Source organism: Agreia sp., from assembly GCF_964263775.1.
GTDB lineage: Bacteria > Actinomycetota > Actinomycetes > Actinomycetales > Microbacteriaceae > Agreia.
Map to the genome: position 1 here is coordinate 1 of NZ_CAXVWM010000014.1, position 21470 is coordinate 21470.

The window sequence follows — 21470 nt, forward strand, 5'->3', positions numbered from 1 at the left end:
GCCTCGGCCTTCGTCAGCTTCGAGCCGGCTCCGGGACCGGCGGCCACGAAGTCGGTCTTTTTGCTGACGCTCGACGCGGCCTTGCCGCCCGCGTTCATGATCGCCTCGAGCGCACCCTCGCGGCTGAAGCCCTCGAGCGACCCGGTGGCGACCACGGTGACGCCCGAGAGCACGCCGCCCAGGGCGGCAGCTGCGCCAGGCCCCGGATGCCCCGGGGTTGAGAACTGCACGCCGGCTGCTGCCCAGGCTTCGACGATATCGACGTGCCAGCCGATGGAGAACCACTCGATCAGGGCGTCGGCGATGATCATACCGACGCCGTCGACGGCGGCGAGCTCGTCTCGGGTGGCCGCGCGGATGGCGTCGAGAGACCCGAAGTAGTCGGCCAGGGCACGCGCGGCCACCGGGCCGACATGGCGGATCGACAGCGAGACGAGGATGCGCCAGAGCGGCTTGGTCTTGGCCTTCTCGATCTCGGCGAGCAGCTTCACGGCGTTGGTGGAAGGAACCGAGAACTCGTCGCCCGCGAACTCCGCCGCATCAGGATCGAACGCACCGTCTCGCTTCTGGCGCTTGCGCTGGAACGGCATGACGCGCTTGGGTTCGCCGTCGTCGGTGAGCTTGATCATGCCCGTCTCGTTGTCGCGCACGACGACGGTGATCGGGAAGAGGTCGCGCATACTGAGGGCGAAGAGCCCTGCCTCGGTCTCGAGGGGAGGCTCGGAGGGCTCGAGTGGCTGCGTGAGCGCCGCCGCAGAGACCTCGCCGAGCACCTCGATGTCGAGGCCGCCCCGCGATCCGACGTGCTCGACGCGGCCGCGAACCTGCGCCGGGCAACTGCGGGCGTTCGGGCAGCGCAGGTCTTTGTCGCCCTCTTTCGCCGGGGCGAGCTTCGTGCCGCACTCGGGGCAGTTCTCGGGCATCACGAATGCGCGCTCGTCGCCGGTGCGCAGTTCGACGACCGGGCCGAGCACCTCGGGGATGACGTCGCCCGCCTTGCGCAGCACCACGATGTCACCGATGAGCACGCCCTTGGCCGTGACCACGTCTTGATTGTGCAGCGTGGCCTGACGCACCTCGGAGCCGGCCACCTCGACTTTCTCCATCACTGCGAACGGCGTCGCCCGGCCTGTGCGGCCGACGCTGACGACGATGTCGAGCAGGCGCGTGTTGACCTCTTCGGGCGGATATTTGTAGGCCGTGGCCCAGCGCGGTGCACGGCTGGTGGCGCCGAGCTCGTCGTGCAGGGCCAGGTTGTCGACCTTGATGACGATGCCGTCGATCTGGTGCTCGACACTCGCGCGATGAATTCCGTTGTAGCGGACGAATTCGACCACGTCGTCGACTGAATCGAAGACCCGGTAGTGCGTCGAGGTGGGGAGCCCCCATTCGGCCAGCAGGTCGTAGACCTCGCTCTGCGCGTCGACGGGCGGATTCGGCCAGGCGCCGATGCCGTGCACGAGCATGCGCAGTCGCGACAGGCGATTCTCGACGAGGGCCAGCTGCTTGGCGTTCTTGCCCTCGGTCTTCTGCCGAAGCGAGCCCGCGGCCGCGTTACGGGGATTCGCGAACACGCGTTCGCCTGCCGCCTCCTGGGCGGCGTTCAGCTCATCGAACGATGCGACAGGAAAGAAGATCTCGCCGCGCACCTCGACGAGCGGCGGATGCCCGGTGCCCTTCAGGCGCGCAGGGATCTGCTGGATGTGCAGCACGTTGTCTGTGACGTCTTCGCCGACGACCCCGTCGCCCCGGGTGGCGGCCGTGACGAGCACGCCGTTCTCATAGCGCAGGTTGATGGCCAGGCCGTCGATCTTGAGTTCGGACAGGTAGCGCACGGCGCTGCGGCCGGCATCCCGCTCGATCTTGGCGGCCCACTCGCGCAGCTCTTCTTCGCTGAAGACATTGTCGAGGCTCAGCATGCGCTCGGCGTGTGTGACCGGCGTGAACATCGTGGTCTCGGCACGACCGCCCACCGTCTGGGTCGGGCTGTCGGCGCTCTGCAATTCGGGGTGGGCTCGCTCGAGGGCGTCAAGCCGGCGCACGAGGGTGTCGTACTCGGCGTCGGATGCCGTCGACGCGTTCTTCTCGTAGTACTGGTCGCGCAGCTCGAGGATGCGCGTGGTGAGCTGCTCGGCCTCGACCTTGGCCTCTGCCAGGTCGGGGGCGACCTCGTCGGGCAGAACCTCGGGCATCAGGCCACGACTCCCGCCGGCACTGCACTGGTCGAATCAGCACTGGTCGAATCAGCACTGACCGTGCGGTCGATCGTGCACTGCCCGAGAACGCGCGTGCCCACATAGACGACGGCCGTTTGACCGGGCGCGACGCCGTTGAGCGGGTTGTGCGGTGTGATGACGAGTTCGTGATCGGACGCCGGTCGCTGGCCCTCGACAGGAACGGAAACCTCGAGGCGCCTGACGACCGCGGTGGCGGGAACCGGATCGGCGTGGGCCCGGATCTGCACCTCGCACTGGAATGCGACCTCTGGATGCTCGGGGGCGAGCCCCGCCCAGGTGAAACGCGCGCCGGCTATCTCGGAGATGTCGAGGGCTTCTTTCGGGCCGACGACGACCTGGTTGGTAATGGGCCGCACCTCGAGCACGAACCGCGGCTTGCCGTCGGGAGCGGGCATGCCGAGGTGGAGGCCCCGGCGCTGGCCGACAGTGAACGAGTGCGCCCCGTCGTGGCTGCCGACGACGCTGCCGTCGCGCTCGATGACCTGGCCCGTCTCGGCACCCACTCGCTCGGCGAGCCAGCCCTTCGTATCGCCGTCGGGAATGAAGCAGATGTCGTGGCTGTCGGGCTTCGACGCCACCGAGAAGCCACGCTCGGTGGCCTCTGCGCGAACCTCGGCCTTGGACGGCGTCGTGCCGAGCGGGAACATGCTGTGCGCCAGCTGTTCACTGGTGAGCACGCCCAGGACGTAGCTCTGGTCTTTGGCCCAGGTCGCCGCCCGGTGCAGCTCGCGATTGCCCTCGGAGTCGGTCACGATGTTGGCATAGTGGCCCGTGGCCACGGCGTCGAAGCCAAGGTCGACGGCCTTCTCGAGGAGAGCGGCGAACTTGATGCGCTCGTTGCACCGCATGCACGGGTTGGGGGTGCGCCCCGCCGAGTATTCGGCCACGAAGTCGTCGACGACGTCGGCCTTGAATCGCTCGGAGAAATCCCACACGTAGTAGGGGATGCCGATCTTGTTGGCTACGCGCTGCGCATCCATCGAGTCTTCGATGGTGCAGCAGCCACGCGCGCCAGTACGAAGCGTGCCCGGCATTCTCGACAGCGCCAGGTGCACCCCGACCACGTCGTGCCCTGCTTCGACCGCCCGCGCAGCAGCCACCGCGGAGTCGACCCCGCCACTCATCGCTGCAAGAACTTTCACACGACGAGCTTACGGGAGGCCTAGGACACCATGCCGTGTCTGTCTCCTCCAGAAGATCTGCCGAACCATATCCAGAGGGGGCGAGCCGTGAAAAAGATAAGCACCGCAAACAGGCTTTGGTTGATCACGCCGAAGTACGAGAGTCCGCCGACCATGGCGAAGACGGTCCAGTTCACTGCGATGTCGGCGATGATCACCGCGCTGCCCAGCACGATTCCCGAGCGCCGTCGAAAAATGATAAGCGCAGCGGTGGCCGGATCCAAGATCGTTAGTGTCGCCCAGAACAGCCGAACGCCGAGAGGGAAGGCGCTGTAGGCGTTCAATCCGCCGACGATGAGATCAGCCGTGTGAGTGGTTGTCCCAACGAGGAAACCGACCACCCAGATGACTTGGAACACTCTGAGCGCTCGTGCTGAAGCGGCGAGAGCGATCACGCGGTCATAATACCGAGCCAGCAAGGCGCCAGGGCATCCGACACAACAGCGGCGGAACTGCTATTTTTCGGGGCTCTCTGCCGGGTCGGACTCGGCCTGGGCCTTCATCGCTGCCTCGACGTCGAGCGCCTTGAGCTGAGCGACCAGGTCGGCGAGGGCGGGCGCGGGAAGCGACCCCGCCTGGCGAAACACGGGCACGCCGTTCTTGAACGCCATGAGCGTCGGAATCGAGGTGATCTGCGCTGCGGCGGCGAGCTGCTGCTGGTCTTCGGTGTCGATCTTTCCGTAGACCACGTCGGTGTTGTCTTCGCTGGACTTCTCGAAGACGGGGGCGAACTGCTTGCAGGGGCCGCACCAGTCGGCCCAGAAATCGAGAAGAACGATCTGGTTGTCGCTGATGGTCTTGTCGAGGGAATCGGCTGTGACGGTGACGGTAGGCAAAATGGCCCTCCTCGTGAAAATCGTGGATGTATGGACGTGCGGTTCGCGAAACGCTAGCCGCACGCCCTCTACAACACAGGGGGCTTCCGCCCCATTCCCGACGCTACGAACCGAGGGCTACGGGCGGATGCCCACGGCCTCCGGGTTCTCGTTCGAGCCGGGGGCGCTCGGCTCGAGCGCCGCGGCGACTCGACCGCCCAGGGTCGCGTCGACGTTCGACCAGTACTGCAGCACACGAATGCGCAGCTCGGCATCCGTCACTTTCGAGACGTGACCCGCGATGTTCGCGACGAGCCGGTCGCGAGCCGCGTCATCCAGAACCTCGCGCACGAGCGTGCCGGCCTGGCCGAAGTCGTCATCCTCTGTGTGCAGGGCCGCGGCCGCGCGCATCAGCGCGCCGTCAGACTCCCAGCCCGCGTCGGCGCCGGCCCGGGCGGGGTCGGCGTGGGGGCCGCCGTGCGAATTCGGCGCGTAGACCGGCGTCTCGGGGGCGTTGAACCCGTGGCGCATCGCGCCGTCTTTCGAGTAGGAGTTCACGGGCGCGGTCGGCGCGTTCACGGGAAGCTGCGCGTGGTTCGTTCCCACGCGGTAGCGGTGCGCGTCGGCGTAGCTGAAGATGCGGGCGAGCAGCATCTTGTCGGGGCTGGCCGCGATTCCGGGAACGAAGTTCGATGGCGCGAACGTGGCCTGCTCGATCTGCGCGAAGTAGTTCTCGGGGTTGCGGGTCAGGGTCATGGTTCCGACCTCGTGCAGGGGGTAGTCGCCGTGCGGCCAGACCTTCGTGAGGTCGAACGGGTTGAAGCGGTAGGTCGCGGCATCGGCGTAGGGCATGATCTGCACGCTCAAGGTCCAGCTCGGGTAGTCGCCGCGCTTGATGGCCTCGGACAGGTCGCGGATGTGGAAGTCGGCGTCTTCTCCCGCGATGCGGTCGGCGTCGGTCTGGCTCAGAATCTCGATGCCCTGGTGGGTCTTGAAGTGGTACTTCACCCAGAACCGCTCGCCCTCGGCATTGATCCACTGGTACGTGTGCGAACCGAATCCGTCCATGTGCCGCCAGGATGCCGGAAGGCCACGGTCTCCCATGAGCCAGGTCACCTGGTGCGCGGTCTCGGGCGAGAGGGTCCAGAAGTCCCATTGCATGTCGTGGTCGCGCAGGTGAGTTCCGGGCAGGCGCTTCTGCGAGTGGATGAAGTCGGGAAACTTGATGCCGTCGCGAATGAAGAAGACGGGGGTGTTGTTGCCGACGAGGTCGTAGTTGCCCTCGTCTGTGTAGAACTTCAGCGCGAAGCCGCGCGGGTCGCGCCAGGTGTCGGGGCTGCCCTGCTCGCCGGCGACCGTCGAGAAGCGGGCGAGCATGTCGACGGATGCGCCGGGCTGGAAGAGACTGGCGCGGGTGTAGGCCGAGACGTCGTGGGTGGTGACGAACGTTCCGAACGCTCCTCCGCCCTTGGCGTGCACGATGCGCTCCGGCACCTTCTCGCGATTGAACTGGGCTAGTTTCTCGACGAGGTAGTGATCGTGCAGGGTGATCGGGCCGTCGGTTCCGACGGTCTGCGAGTGCTCGTCGCTCGCGACGGGAGCGCCCGAATTGGTGGTGGTGAAGGCGTCGGTGGACATGGTTCTCCTCAGGATTCGGGCCGGGGCCATCGCATCCGGTTCGTGTGTCGTTACGCGTCAACATTAGGTGTAGTTCTGAATTACTGAACACTTCGACTCGTTGGCGCGCCTCCCGCCGTCGGCGCGGCTGGGCATTCGTCCAGCCTCCTGCTGCACACTGAGACACCATGTCTCTTCTGGCCGAGACGCCGCGCGCGTCGATCTCCGCGGCGCGTCGGCTCTCCCCCACCCGCCGCGCCGTGAATGCCGTCGTCGTGATCGCTTCGATCGTGCTTGCGGCCGTCATCGTGCTGCACAATGTCGTGCCGGATGTCGGTGGCATCGGCCTGCTCGTCGACTCGGCCGCCCCGTGGCTCGGCCTCGGCATCCCCCCGCTCGTCGTGCTCGCGGCTTTCGCTCGACGCGGCCGCGCCTGGGTCGCCACACTGGTGCCTGTCGTCGCGTGGGTGCTGATGTTCGGCGCGTCGATCATTCCCCTGAAATGGACCGCACCCGCCGCGAGCGCCAGCACTCTCACTGTGGCGAGCCAGAACATCGAGGCGAGTTCGGGTACGGGCGCCGCGTCCGCCGCCGACCTTGTCGCCACCGGCGCGCAGGCGGTCGCCATCCAGGAGATGGACGCCGACTCGAGTGTGGAGATCTCGACCGTGCTCGACGCCGCGTACGAGTACTCCTACCAGGTGGGAACGGTCGGCCTGTGGAGCAGCTACCCCATCCTGAACGCCCAGCCCTGGGATCTCGGGCTCGGCTGGCAGCGCGCTCTCGCCGCCGACCTCGAGACGCCCGAGGGCCTCGTCAGCATCTATGTCATCCACGCCGCCTCGGCTCGGGTCGGCGACCACGCAGACCGTGACGAGATGCTCAAGAACCTCGCCGATGTTCTTCCCCATGACGAGAACGATCGCGTGATCGCGGTGGGCGACTTCAACGCCGCGTCCACCGATAGGGCGTTCAAGCCGATCCTGTCGCAGCTGTCGGAGCCCAATCAAAACGACGGCCTGTTCGGCTTCACGTGGCCCGCTTCGCCCTTTCCTCTGGCAAGGCTCGACCACTTTGTGCAGAGAGGCCTCGACGTCACCTCGAACACCGTCATCCCGGCGGGCGGCAGCGATCACCTCGCGATCGTGGCCACCGTCAATCTGTAGAAAAGTTCATCGTGCGTGGCCGAGCGGCACGACGCGGTCGCTGAGGCCGGCCTTGGCGGCCTGCGCGAAGGCCGCAGGCAGCGCGGCGACGAGCGCGTCGACGTCGGCCTCGGTCGTTCCGTGGCCGAGCGTCATGCGCAGCGCTCCCCGGGCGTCGGCCTCGTCGAGGCCCATAGCCGTGAGCACATGCGACGCCTCGGGAACCCCCGCCTGGCACGCCGACCCCGTCGAGACGGAGAGCCCCGCCACGTCGAGCAGAAAGAGGAGCGAGTCGCCCTCGCAGCCGGGGAAGGTGAAGTGGGCGTTGCCCGCGAGCCTGCCCGCAGCATCCGGATCGCCCCGCAGCACCGCCTCGGGAACGGCCAGCCGCACGTTCTGGATGAGCCGGTCGCGTAGTGCGGCGAGCGCGGCCGCGTGGCCGGACACGTCGGCGGATGCGCGGCGCGCGGCCACGCCGAAGGCGACGGCGCCGGCGACGTCCTGCGTTCCGCTGCGGCCCCGCTGCTGGCTGCCGCCGTGAAAGAGGGGCACGACCTCGGCAGAGCGCGACAACAGGAGCGCACCGACGCCGACGGGCCCGCCGATCTTGTGCGCAGAGATGCTCAGGGCCGCGGCTCCCGACGCGTGGAAGTCGAGCGGCAGGTATCCGAAGGCCGAGACGGCATCGACGTGCGTGGGAACGCCGAACTCTTGGGCGACGGCGGTGAGCTCCGCAACGGGCTGGATCGTGCCGACCTCATTGTTCGCCCAGAGCACCGAGACGAGGGCGACGGATTCGGGATCGCGCTCGATCGCCTCGCGCAGGGTCTGCGGATGGAGTCGGCCGAGCGAATCGATTGGCAGCCAGTCGATCTCGGCCCCGTCGTGGGCGGCCAGCCACTCGACCGCGTCGATCGTGGCATGGTGCTCTGCGCCCGGAACGAGGATGCGCGGGCGCGGCCTCGCCTCCTGCCGCTTCCAGAACAGACCCTTGATTCCGAGGTTCACCGCCACGGTACCGCCGGAGGTGAACACCACCTCGACGGGCTCGGCCGACACGCTCGCCGCGACGCTCTCTCGAGCCTCTTCCAGCATCCGCTTCGCCTGCTGCCCCTGGCTGTGGATCGACGCCGGATTGCCGACCACCCCGAGCGCATCGACGTAGGCGTCGCGCGCCTCGGGGAGCATCGGCGTTGTGGCCGCATGATCGAGGTAGACGGGCACGACGACTCTTTCTGTGATCTGTTCGGAACCGGGCAATCACTACTCTAAGACGCATGACTGTCGCCGATCCCCTTGCCAACATGGGCGTTCGCCTCACGGCCCACGGGGGCGAGCTGCGGGTCTGGTCGGAGCATGCCGACAGGGTCGAGCTGTGCCTGTTCGACGATAAAGACGCGAACTGGATCTACAAGACCGTCGAGCTGACCCGCGATCGGCACGGGGTGTGGTTCGGTCGCACCCGTGAGCTCGTTCCCGGTCGTCGCTACAACCTGCGGGTCTGGGGTCCGCTCGGAGCCACTCACCGCTTCGATCCCACCCGTCTGCTGCTCGACCCCTACGGCAAGGGCATCCAGCGACTCAGTTCGGGGTCGCAGCGTTCGGTGGTCGTCGACGAAGCGTTCGACTGGGCCGGCGTCACCAAGCCCAACACCCCCCTCGACCACTCGGTCATCTACGAGGCGCACCTCAAGGGCCTGTCCGAACTCAACCCGCGCATCCCCGAGCAACTGCGCGGAACCTACGCGGGTCTCGCGCACGAGACCACCATCGGCTATCTGGAGAACCTCGGCGTCACGGCCGTGCAACTGCTTCCCGTGCAGTCCTTCGTGTCGGAGCAGCGGCTCATCAAACAGGGCCTCCGCAACTACTGGGGGTACAACACCCTGGGGTTCTTCAGCCCGCACGCGCTCTACGCCTCGAAGTCAGCCCAGGCGCAGGGTCCGAGCGCGATCCTCCGCGAGTTCAAGGGCATGGTCAAGCTGCTGCACTCCGCCGGCATCGAGGTTCTGATGGACGTGGTCTACAACCACACGGCCGAGGAGGGCCCGGGAGGCCCGACCACGAGCTTCCGCGGTATCGACAACGCCGGCTACTACCGCCAGACGGCCGGAGGCAGCTACATCGACGTCACCGGATGCGGCAACAGCATCAACACGGCCACCCCGGCCGTCTCGCGCATGATCCTCGACTCGCTGCGGTTCTGGGCGAACGAGGTGCAGGTCGACGGCTTCCGGTTCGACCTCGCGGCCACGCTGGGGCGCAACGCCGACCACTATTACGACCCGCAGCATCCGCTTCTCGCCGAGATCGTCTCGGACCCGGCGTTGCGACACGTGAAGATGATCGCCGAGCCGTGGGATGTCGGCATGGGCGGATGGCAGACCGGCAACTTTCCCGATGGCTGGTCGGAGTGGAACGACCGCTACCGCGACCGGATGCGCAAGTTCTGGCTGCGCGACATACGATCGATTCGCGAACACGGCGACCCGGGCGACGGTGTGGGGATGCTGGCGACGCGACTCGCCGGGTCGTCGAACACGTTCGCGCAGAACCGGGGGCCGCTGTCGTCGATCAATTTCGTCACCGCACACGACGGGTTCACGATGGCCGACCTCACGGCCTACGACACGAAGCACAACGTGGGCAACGGCGAGTCGAACCGCGATGGCACCGACAACAACATGTCGTTCAACCACGGGGTGGAGGGGCCGACGTCGTCGAGGCCGATCGAAGCCTCTCGTCGCCAGGCCATGCGCAACCTCATGGGCACACTGCTGCTCTCGGCTGGCGTTCCCCTGATCACCGCCGGCGACGAGTTCGGCCGCAGCCAGAAAGGCAACAACAACGCCTACTGCCACGACAGCGAACTCACCTGGCTGAGCTGGGACAGGCGGCGCTGGCAGAAGGACCACTGGAAGACGACGCAGCACCTGTTGAAGCTGAGGCGCGAGAACCCCGCGCTTCGACCGGTTCGCTTCGGCATCTTCGGAGAGACCACGCCGGGCGCGAGCCAGATGGACTGGTACGACGCGTCGGGTCGGTCGATGTCTGTCTACGACTGGAACGCAGCAGAGAATCGCACCCTGCAGTACATGGCGGCGTCGACGCCGGAGCACGAGGCGTTCAACCGCATCCTCCTGGTGATCCACGGCGTCGAGCAGCCGGTCACCGTGACTCTGCCGGTGCACCGCGGCGTGACCTCGTATACCGAGCTCTGGAATTCGGCCGACGACGCCCCGAACCCGCACGAGGGCCCCACCTACGAGCCGGGCGACGAGGCCGAGATGTCGCCCTCGAGCCTGCGCCTTTTCCGCGCGAACTGACCCCGCCCCCTCCCTCCGGCCCTTTTCACGGATGAGGAAAAACCGACGACACGCCGCATCTCGCGGAGCTGGCCTCGGCGTGTCGCCAGATTTTCCTCATCGGCGAAAGGGCGAAAGGGGCGTGAGGCCAGCGCGGGTGGCACGTTCTCGACGGAGCACCATCACGATCGTCGACAGAACGGTCGGCCAGTCGAAGAGGACCATCGCATAGGTGAAGTGCAGGACGCGATAGCCGAGCGCGTTCAGGAATGCATCGCGCTTTCGATCCGCGGTGAACGCCTCGTGGCCCGAATGGTGCTCCGAGCCGTCGACCTCGACGGCTATCACGCCGTCGATCACGAAATCGACACGCAGCCCCTCGGCCACGACGACCTGAACCTCGAACGGAAGCCCCGCGGCCAGAAATCCCAACCGAGCCGCCGATTCGACGCCGCTCTCGGCACGACCGTCGACGAGATCGATCGTCGGTCGGAGAACCGCAGGAACCGATGCGCGCAACTGCCGCAGACTCTCGTCGGTGATCAGACCGCAGTGCGCTGCAGAGTCGAGCGTCGCGACGACACTGTCGCGGGCCTGGCACGAGACCAGGTGCCGCAGGTATGCCAGGCGCTGCATTTCGTATCCGCCCGAGGCGCTCCATGCCTCGTCGTCCCAATGGAGGGTTACGTCGAGTCGTTCGTCGGATGGAGGATAGCTCGTCGAGTCGCTCCGACTTCGAAAGGCGGATCCAGTGGCTCGGACGCAGACATGGAGCTTCGCTTCGTCGAGCACCCAGAGTCCCTCCGCGGCGGCCGCGGAGACACAGGTGAGGACGCCGCCGACTCGCACGGCCTCGACGACCCGACGGTCGACATCCGGAAGGCAATACCAGCCGATTCGCGGCCGGATGAGCACGCCGAGATGCACCATTCGGGCTATGGAGATGCCGGAGATGCCGCACCGTTCGAGGTCTCGGCGCCGAGCAACGCCACCATGTGTCAACAGAAAACCAAACGCATCACCATTCATGCCAGGCAGCGTGCCTCACGGCGAACGGCTCAGTGGGTCGACGACGTCATTCTGCAGAGAAGAATCATCTCTCGCGGCGTGGGGAGGACTGGACCGCAGATGCCGCATCATCATCATTCGCGGATGAGGAAGAAACGACGACACGCCGCCTGACGACGACTCAGATGTCGGCGAGTCGCCCGTATTTCCTCATCCGCGAAAGGAGAGGAGGAGGAGGAGGCGCTGGACGCTCCGTCAGTGGGCCGTCGCGATGAGGCCCAGTTCGGCCGGCGAGGCCAGGTGGGCGTGCTTCGGCACGACCCGCACGGTGTAGCCGAATGCGCCGGCCCTCGAAAGCGTCAGGGTGCCTTCGAAGAGAACGACGCCCCCGGCATCCGGCACCGACGCAGCCGACGGCGACAGCGCGAACGTGGCCACCTCGCGCAGTTCGTCGCCCGTGCCGGCCTGCCCGTAGACGACCTCGACGGCGACGTCGTCAGAGCTGAGACCTCCGAGTTGCACCTGGGCGCGCAGGTGCAGGGAGTCGCCCACCTGCGGGGTGTCGTCGAGACCTCCCGATTCGACGTGCACGACCTGCACCGCGGGCCACCGATCGGTCATCCGCGTCTTGTACGCCGACAGCTCGCGGGCCGCCTCATGGTCGCGCGCAGACATGACCCTCGCGGCCGCCGCGGCCTTCGTGTACAGCCGCTCCGTGTACTCCCGCACCATGCGCTCGGCCGACAGGCTCGGGCTGAGGGTGGCGAGGGTGTGCCGCACCGAGGCGAGCCACCGTTTCGGGATGTTGTCGGCGTCGCGGTCATAGAACCGGGGTGCGACCTGGTGCTCCATCAGGTCGTAGAGCGCCCCTGCCTCGATGGAGTCGCGTTCCTCGGGAGTGCTCGCCCCGTCGGCGGTCGGAATCGCCCAGCCGTTCTCGCCGTCGTAGTACTCGTTCCACCAGCCGTCGAGGATCGACAGGTTGAGTCCGCCGTTCAGCGCGGCCTTCATACCGGATGTTCCGCACGCCTCGAGCGGGCGCAGCGGGTTGTTGAGCCACACGTCGGTGCCGGGGTACAGCAGCTGGGCCATCCCGATGTCGTAGTTGGGCAGGAAGACGATGCGGTGGCGCACTTCGGGATCGGACGCGAACTGCACGAGCTTCTGGATGAGCCGCTTGCCCTCCTCATCGGCCGGATGGGACTTGCCCGCGATCACGAGCTGGATGGGGCGTTGCGGGTTGAGCAGGATCGACTTGAGGCGCGCGGGGTCGTGCAGCATCAGGGTGAGGCGCTTGTAGGTCGGAACGCGACGCGCGAATCCGATGGTGAGCACCGTCGGGTCGAGCAGCGTCTGGTACCAGGCGGGCGCGATCGACCCCGGATTCTGCAGGGCGAACGCCTCGCTCACGCGGCGACGCGCATCGTGAACGAGCTGACGGCGCATGTCGCCGCGCGCGGCCCAGAGGTCGCTGTCGCTGACGTCGCGGCTGGTCCAGTCGGCGTTCGTGGTGTCGGATGTGCCGAGTCTGGAACTCGCCAGTTCTTGCAGCAGCGGGTCCGTCCACGTGGCCGCGTGCACCCCGTTCGTCACCGACGTGATCGGCACGTCGTCGACGTCGAAGCCCTTCCAGAGTCCCTGGAACATGCCGCGGCTCACGGCCCCGTGCAGCTGTGAGACCCCATTCGCCCGCTGGGCGAGACGCAGGCCCATGACCGCCATGTTGAAGACGTCGGGCGAACCGCCCTCGTAGTCTTCTATTCCGAGGCGCAGGATGTCGTCGACGGACAGGCCCGGAAGCAGGTCGTCCGAGAAATAGCGTTCGATGAGCGCGCGCTCGAACCGGTCGATTCCCGCCGGAACGGGAGTGTGCGTCGTGAAGACGGTTCCGGCTCGCACCACCTGGAGCGCGGCGTCGAAGGCGAGCCCGTCTCCGATGAGGCGCGAAATGCGTTCGAGGCCCTGAAAACCGGCGTGGCCCTCGTTGGCGTGAAACACCTCGGGCTCGGGCACATCCCGAAGCTCGGCTGCCAGCTTCAGCGCCCGCACTCCACCGATTCCGAGAAGCAGTTCCTGCAGCAGCCGGTGTTCGCCACCACCACCGTAGAGTCGGTCTGTGATGCCGCGCAGGTCTTCGGCGTTCTCGGGGATGTCCGTGTCGAGCAGCAGCAGGCGCACGCGGCCGACCTGCGCCTGCCAGACCCTTGCGAACAGGGCTCGCCCGTCGGGAAGCGCGAGCGCGACGTGGGCCGCAGATCCGTCGGCGAGGCGCAGCACGGTGAGGGGAAGCCCGTCGGGGTCGAGCACGGGGTAGCTCTCCTGCTGCCAGCCGTCGCGGGAGATGGCCTGGCTGAAGTATCCGGCACGGTAGAAGAGTCCGACGCCGGTGAGGGGCAGCCCCAGGTCACTCGCGGCCTTGAGGTGGTCGCCCGCGAGGATGCCCAGGCCGCCGGAGTACTGCGGGAGAGCTGCCGCGATGCCGAACTCGGCCGAGAAATACGCGATGCTGTTCGGCTTCTCGCCCTCGAGCTGCTGGTACCAGCGCGGCTCGGAGAGATAGCGGTTGAGGTCATCCCGAAGACTGTTCGCCCAGGCAACGAATCCATCGTCGTGCGACAGCTCGTCTAGGCGCTCCGGCCTGACGGCGCCGAGCAGGGCGATCGGGTCTCCGCCGGTCTGCTGCCAGTCATCCGGTGAGATCCGCGCGAACAGCGCTCGGGTGGGCTCGTGCCACGACCAACGCAGGTTGGATGCGAGCTCACCGACGGCTCCAAGACGTTGCGGCAGCACGGATCGAACGGTGAATCTTCTGATCGCCTTCACGACAAATTCTTCCCATCGGCGCGCCACCGCCAGTCGTCTCACGCCCCGCGGTGCACACCGAGGGCCAGGCTTCGCCCAGCCTAGGACAGGCTCGCTTTCGCCGCATAAACAACCGGGAACCGTTTCCATAATCACCCGCGAACGATTGACCTTTCTTGGTACGGTCGAACCGTGGCAAAGACCCAGGCACCCAAGCAACCGCCCCTCTCCGATTCCGGACTCGGGCGCATCCCTATCCTCGACATCTTCCCCAGCGTTCCCGGTCAGCGATGGCTGCCCAAGGCCTTCGCGGGCGAGGTCGTGCCGTTCGGAGCCGTCGTGTTCCGCGAGGGCCACGACGCCGTCGGGGCCCGCGTCGAGGTGGCCGGCCCATCCGGCCAGCGCCGCGAGCGCCTTCTTCTCCCCCTCGAGCCGGGAACCGACCGGTACGGGGCGCTCGAGCAACTCGGCGAAGAGGGCACGTGGCGCTTCCGCATCCGTGCGTACTCCGACGACTTCGCCACCTGGCAGCACACGGCCTCGATCAAACTGCCGGCCGGCCTCGATGTCGACGTGACCCTGGCCATCGGCCGCGAACTGTTCGAGGCGGGCCGGGTGGATGCGACGCGGCCCGACGCGCAGCGCGTGCTGTTCGGCAAGGTGGCCAACACCCTCGGCGACTCCTCGATCGACCCCGTCGAGCGTCTCGCCGCGGCGACGAGCCCGGCCGTGCTCGACGCCATTGCGGAGCGCCCCTTCGAGAGCCTCACCACCTTCTCCGAGTGGAGGCAGATCACGGTCGAGCGCGAGCGCGCCGGGTCGGGTTCGTGGTACGAGTTCTTCCCTCGGTCAATCGGTTCGCAGAAGAACGCCGACGGAAGCTGGACCAGCGGCACGTTCCGAACAGCGGCCACGCGCCTGCCCGAGGTGGCCGCCATGGGCTTCGACGTGCTCTACATGCCGCCCATCCACCCGATCGGCCTCTCGTACCGCAAGGGCCCCAACAATTCACTGGATGCGGGTCCGCACGACCCCGGGTCGCCCTGGGCCATCGGCGGCGCGGCCGGGGGGCACGACGCCATCCACCCCGACCTCGGCACGGTCGCCGATTTCGGATACTTTCTGACGCAGGCCGCCAATGCGGGACTCGAGGTCGCCCTCGACTTCGCCCTCCAGGCGTCTCCCGACCACCCCTGGGTCACCGAGCATCCCGAGTGGTTCACCACGCTGCCCGACGGAACGATCGCCTACGCCGAGAACCCTCCGAAGAAGTACCAAGACATCTACCCGATCAACTTCGACAACGACCCGAAGGGCATCCGGCGCGAGACTCTACGCCTGCTGCGCTACTGGATCAAGCTCGGCGTGCGCATCTTCCGGGTCGACAATCCGCATACGAAGCCGCTCGACTTCTGGGAGTTCGTGATCCACACGATCAACGCCGAATATCCCGAGGTCGTGTTTCTCGCCGAGGCTTTCACGCGACCCGCGATCATGCAGGGCCTCGCCAAGGTGGGCTACCAGCAGTCGTACACCTACTTCACGTGGCGCAACACGAAAGAAGAGCTCGAGGAGTTCCTGCACGGGCTGTCGCACGAGACCGACGCGTTCTTCCGGCCGAACCTCTGGGTCAACACCCCCGACATCCTCACCCAGTACCTTCAATTCGGCGGGCGGGCCGCCTACAAGATCCGGGCCGCGATCGCCGCGACCGCGGCGCCCACCTGGGCCGTGTACTCCGGCTACGAGCTGATCGAGAATGTCGCCCGCCCCGGCGCCGAAGAGAACATCGACAACGAGAAGTACGAGTACCGGCCCCGCGACTTCGCCCTGGCCGAGGAGACAGGCCAGTCGATCGCGCCCTACATCACGAGGCTCAACGAGGTCAGGCGCGAGCATCCCGCGCTGCGCCAGCTCCGCAACCTCGAGCTGCACTGGAGCGACGACGACGCGGTTCTGGTCTACTCGAAGTTCATCGCCGCCGAGTTCAGCGCAACCGGCGAGCCCGACGCCATCATCGTCGTCGCGAACGTCGACCCGCACTCGGTGCGCGAGACCAGCGTGCACTTCGACGTCTCGAAGTTCGGGCTCACGGGCGCCGAGCAGTTCAGGGTCACCGACCTCGTCACCGGGGCATCCTGGATCTGGGGCGTGAGCCACAACTTCGTGCGCCTCGATGCGTTCACCGAACCCGTGCACATCCTCCAGGTCGAACCGATCGACGAAATCTGGCCCGACACGCAGCCCAACGGCGCAGACAAGGCGGCTCACTGATGTCCACCCTCGACGGAGCCGGCGTGCTCTCCATTCCCGATGTTCCTTCCGACGTGCTCGACAAGGTCGCGGCCGGCTCCTACTACAACCCGCACGGCGTGCTCGGCCAGCATCCCATCGAGGGGGCGGGCGCCGACGGGGTCACCGTCATCCGCGCCCTCAGGCCCCTCGCCAGATCGGTGGTCGCGGTGCTGGCATCCGGCGCTCGAACCGAACTCACCCACCTGCACGGCGGAATCTGGCAGGGCTACACGCTCACCGGTCTCGGCGACTACACGCTGGAGGCCCGCTATGACGACGACACCGTCTGGGCCAGCGACGATCCCTACCGCTTCTCCCCCACACTCGGCGACGTCGACATCCACCTCATCGGCGAGGGCCGGCACGAACGACTCTGGGATGTTCTGGGCGCCCACTACAGGTCGTGGCACGGCGTCGACGACGAGGTCGCCGGCACCTCGTTCGCGGTCTGGGCTCCGCACGCCCAGGCCGTGCGCGTCATCGGCGACTTCAACTCGTGGGACGGCCTGAAGCACTCCCTGCGCAGCCTCGGCAGTTCGGGCGTCTGGGAACTCTTCGTGCCCGGCCTCGAGCCCGGCAGCAACTACAAGTTCGAGCTCCTCTCGCAGTCGGGCGAATGGGTTCGGCGTGCCGACCCGATGGCCCGCTACACCGAGATCCCGCCCCTCACCGCCTCGGTCATCGGCCAGTCGGCCCACACCTGGGGCGACGACGAATGGATGTCGCGGCGCGCGTCGAGCGATCCGCACGCGGGCCCCATGAGCGTCTACGAGATGCATGTCGGATCCTGGCGGCCCGGACTCTCGTATCGCGAATTGGCCGACCAGCTGATCGACTACCTGACGGAGCTCGGCTTCACCCACGTGGAGTTCATGCCGCTCGCGGAGCATCCCTTCGGCGGGTCGTGGGGCTACCAGGTCACGTCGTACTACGCGCCGACCTCGCGGTTCGGTCACCCCGACGACCTGCGCTATCTCATCGATCGCCTGCACCAGGCCGGCATCGGCGTTCTGGTCGACTGGGTTCCCGGGCATTTTCCGAAAGACGAATTCGCGCTCGCCAACTTCGACGGACAGCCGCTGTACGAGCATCCAGACCCCCGTCGCGGCGAGCAGCCCGACTGGGGCACGCTGGTGTTCAACTTCGGCGATTCGCAGGTGCGCAACTTTCTCGTCGCGAATGCGCTCTACTGGCTCGAGCAGTTTCACGTCGACGGCCTGCGGGTCGACGCCGTCGCGAGCATGCTCTACCTCGACTACTCCCGCAAGGAGGGCGAGTGGCTGCCCAACCAGTACGGGGGGCGCGAGAACCTCGAGGCGATCAGCTTCTTGCAGGAGGCCACGGCCACGGCATACAAGCTCTATCCCGGCGTCATCATGATCGCCGAAGAGTCGACGAGCTGGCCCGGCGTCACCCATGCCACTAACCAGGGCGGGCTCGGCTTCGGGCTCAAGTGGAACATGGGCTGGATGCACGACTCGCTCGAGTACATGGCAACCGATCCGCTGTACCGCTCGTACCGCCACGGTGAGATCACGTTCTCGTTCGTCTATGCATTCAGCGAGAACTTCATCCTGCCCATCAGCCACGACGAGGTCGTGCACGGCAAGGGTTCGCTGCTGAACAAGATGCCCGGCGACCACTGGCAGAAGCTGGCGAACCTGCGCTCGTACCTCGCGTTCATGTGGGCGCACCCGGGCAAGCAGCTGCTGTTCATGGGCCAGGAGTTCGGGCAGCCGTCGGAGTGGTCGGAGGAACGCGGGCTCGACTGGTGGATCCTCGACCAGCCCGTGCACCGCGCGCTGCTCGGACTCGTCTCGCAACTCAACCGGGTATACGCCGAGAATCCCGCCCTCTGGCAGCGTGACCACGACGCGTCGGGCTTCGAGTTCATCGACGGCGGTTCGTCGAACCAGAACCTCGTGTCGTTCCTGCGTTGGGACGACGCCGGCAACCCCATCGCCGTACTCATGAATTTCTCCGGCGCTCCGGTGGGGCCCTACCGGGTGGGCCTGCCATTCGGGGGAACCTGGGACGAGCTGATCAACACCGACGCTGCAGAGTACGGCGGTTCGGGGGTGGGCAACTTCGGCTCGGTCGAGGCGGAGGATGTTCCGTGGTCGGGGCGGGCGGCCTCGGTCGAACTCACACTGCCGCCGCTTGCGGCGCTGTACCTCAAGCCTCGCCGCTAGTTAATACGCCATTCCCTGAGCCTGTCGAAAAGCCCTTCGACAGGCTCAGGGAACGACCTAGTAGAGCAGGCCGGTGAGGCGGGCGCGAGCCTTGACGACTCGGGCGTCGTCGATGCCGACCACTTCGAAGAGCTCGATCAGGCGGGCGCGAACCGTGTTCTTGCCGGGCTGGTCGAGGGTCGGAAACAGGGTCAGCAGCCGGTCGAAGGCATCTTCGATGTGCCCGCCCGACAGGTCGAGGTCGGCCACCAGCAGTTGGGGTTCGAGTTCATTCGGTCGCGCCGCCGCGTCGTTGCGGATCTCGGCCTGCGTCGTGTCTTTCAGGCGCGACAGAAGGCTCACCTGCGCCAGTCCTGCGACCGCGAGGCTGTCTCTCGGATCCTGCTTGATGGCCGTCTCGTACTCACGGATGGCCTCGTCGAAGTCTCCACGCGCGATGGCCTCGTAGGCCTCGGCATGGTGCGGGGGCAGGGGCGCCTCGACGGGCGCGGCGGGGGCGGCATCCGATGCCCCGTCTGCGACCGCGGTACCGGTGACTCCCTGCTGAACCGCGAGTTCGAGTACCTGCTCGATGACATCGCGCACCTGCTCCACCGGGTGGACGCCCGCGAAGAGACCGATCGGCCGGCCTCCGACGACCGCCGCGACCGTGGGCAGCGTCTGTGCCTGGAACGCCTGCGACAGCTGGGGGTTGGCATCCGCCTCGACCGTGACGAGAACGAAGCGGCCCGCGTACTCGGCGGTCAGGGCGCGCAGGATCGTGTCGAGCTGCGCGCTCGGCTCGTTGTATGCCGCGCCGACGACCACGACGACCGGCACCGTGTTCGAGAGTTCGATGAACGCGCTGAAGGCGGCGTCGGTGCCCTCGATGACGAGGCTCGGCAGGGGCACGGGCACTCCGGACGCGGCGGGAGCCGATCCCGGTTGTGCGGCCGCCGCACCGGGAGCCGGACGGTTGACGAGCGACGAGAGGTCGACGGCGCCGCGAAGGCTCGCGGCAGAAGGGGGAACTGAACTCATGGAAGCTCCTTGGCTTGAACGAGGCCCTGGGTGAACCCGAGCAGCCTCGGCTTGCCCGTCTCACCCGCGGACGGAATGTAGAACAGCAGTTGGTAGTCGTAGGTCGACTCGACGCCCTTGCCCGTGGCGGCGAGCCCGGACAGCGCCTTGACGGCACCCTCGGGCGTGATGGTCGCACCCGTCTGGGTCGGCTTGACGACCTCGGACTCACGAAGGTTGAACGACAGGATGGCCCCAGAGTCGTTCGTCGCCAGAGCGATGCCGTCGGAGATGGCCGGCACTGACGAGAACTCGATCGTCGCGGTGCCCGTCTCTTCGATCTTGGCCTTCTTGGTCGCCTTGTAGTCGGAGCCGACGCTCGTCACGAGGGTGTCTTCTTGGGTGTCGATCAGATCGTACGACGGGCTCGCACTGCCCTTCGCGAGGATGTCGGCATACGCCGCTTCGACTGCGTCGGGCGTCATCGACAGGAGTTTCGTATCGGGGGCGAGGCGCGACGCGCCGACGCTTGCGGCGGAGACGGGCGGAAGCGTCGTGTCGGGCTCGAGTGAGATCGCGTACTCGACCTTGTACTTGGCGCGCGCCGACTCTTGCACGAGGGTGACCGCCACCGGGGCAACGGTCTTGTCTTCGTTCTCGACGATGGCGAACACCGTCTTGGGCCACGCGGTCGTCGCCTGGGGAAGGACGACCGAGGCCGTTCCCGACGGGATGGCCGCGGGAAGCACGTACTCCGGGAGGGCCGCGTGAATGGCATACGAGGCGGTGCGGAGCTCGAGCGCGGGGCCGGTGAACCGCGGATCGAGGGCGTCGCCGTCGAAGGCGGAGTTCGCCGCGCTCTCGACCGCGATGACCCGCTCCAGTATCGTCTCGACCTGCTGCTCGGTGACCGCGGGCAGTACTTCTGCGGCGGCGGGCGCCGTGCTCGTGGGACTGGGCGTCGGCGCCGGCGTCTCGGTCTGCATGTCGGAGGGTTCGCTCGTCGACTCCGTATCCGTGTCGACCGTGGGGGTCGGGCGAGGAGTCGGCGTGACCGTGCTGGCGGATACGGCCAGGGGCGCACCTGCGCCGAGGGCCGCGACGAGAAGCACGGGAAGCACGGCGGTCATCGAACGGGAGATGGCCTTGCGTCGTTTCGACATTCCAGACTCGATCGCGTGTGTTCGGGCCGGTGAGAACCGGCGACGGGGTGTGCCTGTGGGCGGCTTGCGCCGCGGACCCTGCTGGCGTCGCATGTGCCACAGGCCCCAGAGCAGCAGGGCCAATCCGATGAGGAGAACAAAGGCGCCGGAGAGCAGGAGTGGAACAGCCCAGGGCGTGGAATTGTCGATCGGCCACGACACGGTGATGTCGGATGGCGCGGCGTCGGTGCCGTTGGAGGCGATGATCGCCGAGTACCCGACGGGAACGTTGATCGTGCGGGTGAGGGATTTGTCGCCGGTGTACTGCTCGAGCCAGAGGTCGCTTCCGGCCGGATCGGCAGAGCCGCTGGCCACGTTCTCGGCCCCCGCCGGATCTGCCGCTACGATCGCCTCGGTCAGTGCGCCCGATTCTGCGTCGACCTCTAACTGCGAGTAGCTCGAGCCGTCGAGCCACGCCTCGACGTCGGCGTCACGACCATAGGCGATGAAGACCGCGTCGTCGCCCGAAAGCGCGACGGTCTGCGATCCGGGGTTCGCGCGAAGAGTGTCGGAATCGAGCAGCACGTAGGCCTCGTCGGTCGCGCCCGCGATCTTCGCGCTCACACTCCCCGGGGGCAGGAGGACGGTGCGTTGGGCAACACCGACACCGATGAGGGCCGTCGCAACGACGAAAGCGATGATCGCGAATACAAAGCGCACAGATTACTCCAG

General features: G+C 67.0%; 14 protein-coding genes. 4 read left to right on the top strand and 10 right to left on the bottom strand.

Annotated elements, in window-relative coordinates:
* The 5 genes from ligA to ACE5CZ_RS01440 form a co-directional block, all read right to left on the bottom strand.
* Positions 1-2192 (bottom strand): NAD-dependent DNA ligase LigA (gene ligA, locus ACE5CZ_RS01420; protein ID WP_374945575.1); only part of this gene is annotated, 2192 nt, incomplete at its 3' end.
* Positions 2192-3379 carry a tRNA 2-thiouridine(34) synthase MnmA gene (gene mnmA, locus ACE5CZ_RS01425; protein WP_374945576.1) on the bottom strand — a complete coding sequence of 396 codons (1188 nt, stop codon included), beginning with the start codon at positions 3377-3379 and terminating at the stop codon, positions 2192-2194. The genes ligA and mnmA, both read right to left, overlap by 1 nt.
* A 20-nt stretch (positions 3380-3399) precedes the next feature.
* The gene (locus tag ACE5CZ_RS01430) at positions 3400-3813 is read right to left on the bottom strand and encodes a hypothetical protein (RefSeq protein WP_374945577.1); all 414 of its coding nucleotides are present in this window, start codon (positions 3811-3813) and stop codon (positions 3400-3402) included.
* Positions 3814-3873: 60 nt separating this feature from the next.
* Positions 3874-4254: a thioredoxin gene (gene trxA, locus ACE5CZ_RS01435; RefSeq protein WP_374945578.1), complete on the bottom strand. Its 381-nt coding sequence runs from the start codon at positions 4252-4254 to the stop codon at positions 3874-3876.
* A gap of 117 nt (positions 4255-4371) precedes the next feature.
* Complete coding sequence (locus ACE5CZ_RS01440; RefSeq protein ID WP_374945579.1) at positions 4372-5871, bottom strand: catalase; 1500 nt, start codon at positions 5869-5871, stop codon at positions 4372-4374.
* A 167-nt stretch (positions 5872-6038) separates the two neighbouring features.
* On the opposite strand from ACE5CZ_RS01440, the gene ACE5CZ_RS01445 reads away from it, so the two are divergent.
* Positions 6039-7016, top strand: a complete 978-nt coding sequence (locus ACE5CZ_RS01445; RefSeq protein WP_374945580.1) for an endonuclease/exonuclease/phosphatase family protein — start codon at positions 6039-6041, stop codon at positions 7014-7016.
* Between the two features lie 6 nt (positions 7017-7022).
* Here the strand turns inward: ACE5CZ_RS01445 and ACE5CZ_RS01450 are convergent, their stop codons facing one another.
* Entirely contained in the window at positions 7023-8219 is a 1197-nt protein-coding gene (locus ACE5CZ_RS01450) for a cysteine desulfurase family protein (RefSeq protein ID WP_374945604.1), read from the bottom strand.
* 53 nt (positions 8220-8272) lie between these two features.
* Between ACE5CZ_RS01450 and glgX the strand changes: the two genes are divergently transcribed.
* Positions 8273-10321, top strand: a complete 2049-nt coding sequence (gene glgX, locus ACE5CZ_RS01455; protein WP_374945581.1) for a glycogen debranching protein GlgX — start codon at positions 8273-8275, stop codon at positions 10319-10321.
* Between the two features lie 96 nt (positions 10322-10417).
* Here glgX and ACE5CZ_RS01460 read toward each other — a convergent pair whose 3' ends face one another.
* Both ACE5CZ_RS01460 and glgP read right to left on the bottom strand, forming a co-directional pair.
* Positions 10418-11329 carry a DUF559 domain-containing protein gene (locus ACE5CZ_RS01460; protein ID WP_374945582.1) on the bottom strand — a complete coding sequence of 304 codons (912 nt, stop codon included), beginning with the start codon at positions 11327-11329 and terminating at the stop codon, positions 10418-10420.
* 234 nt (positions 11330-11563) lie between these two features.
* Complete coding sequence (gene glgP, locus ACE5CZ_RS01465) at positions 11564-14131, bottom strand: alpha-glucan family phosphorylase (protein ID WP_374945583.1); 2568 nt, start codon at positions 14129-14131, stop codon at positions 11564-11566.
* A 171-nt stretch (positions 14132-14302) separates the two neighbouring features.
* Between glgP and ACE5CZ_RS01470 the strand changes: the two genes are divergently transcribed.
* Positions 14303-16384, top strand: a complete 2082-nt coding sequence (locus tag ACE5CZ_RS01470; RefSeq protein ID WP_374945584.1) for a maltotransferase domain-containing protein — start codon at positions 14303-14305, stop codon at positions 16382-16384.
* Positions 16384-18597, top strand: a complete 2214-nt coding sequence (glgB, locus tag ACE5CZ_RS01475; protein WP_374945585.1) for a 1,4-alpha-glucan branching protein GlgB — start codon at positions 16384-16386, stop codon at positions 18595-18597. The genes ACE5CZ_RS01470 and glgB overlap by 1 nt, the downstream gene beginning before the upstream one ends.
* Before the next feature lie 57 nt (positions 18598-18654).
* Here the strand turns inward: glgB and ACE5CZ_RS01480 are convergent, their stop codons facing one another.
* Together ACE5CZ_RS01480 and ACE5CZ_RS01485 are read right to left on the bottom strand one after the other, a co-directional pair.
* Positions 18655-19617 carry a tetratricopeptide repeat protein gene (locus ACE5CZ_RS01480; protein ID WP_374945586.1) on the bottom strand — a complete coding sequence of 321 codons (963 nt, stop codon included), beginning with the start codon at positions 19615-19617 and terminating at the stop codon, positions 18655-18657.
* Positions 19614-21458 carry a hypothetical protein gene (locus ACE5CZ_RS01485; RefSeq protein WP_374945587.1) on the bottom strand — a complete coding sequence of 615 codons (1845 nt, stop codon included), beginning with the start codon at positions 21456-21458 and terminating at the stop codon, positions 19614-19616. Before ACE5CZ_RS01485 ends, ACE5CZ_RS01480 begins: the two co-directional genes overlap by 4 nt.
* Positions 21459-21470 lie beyond the last annotated feature (12 nt).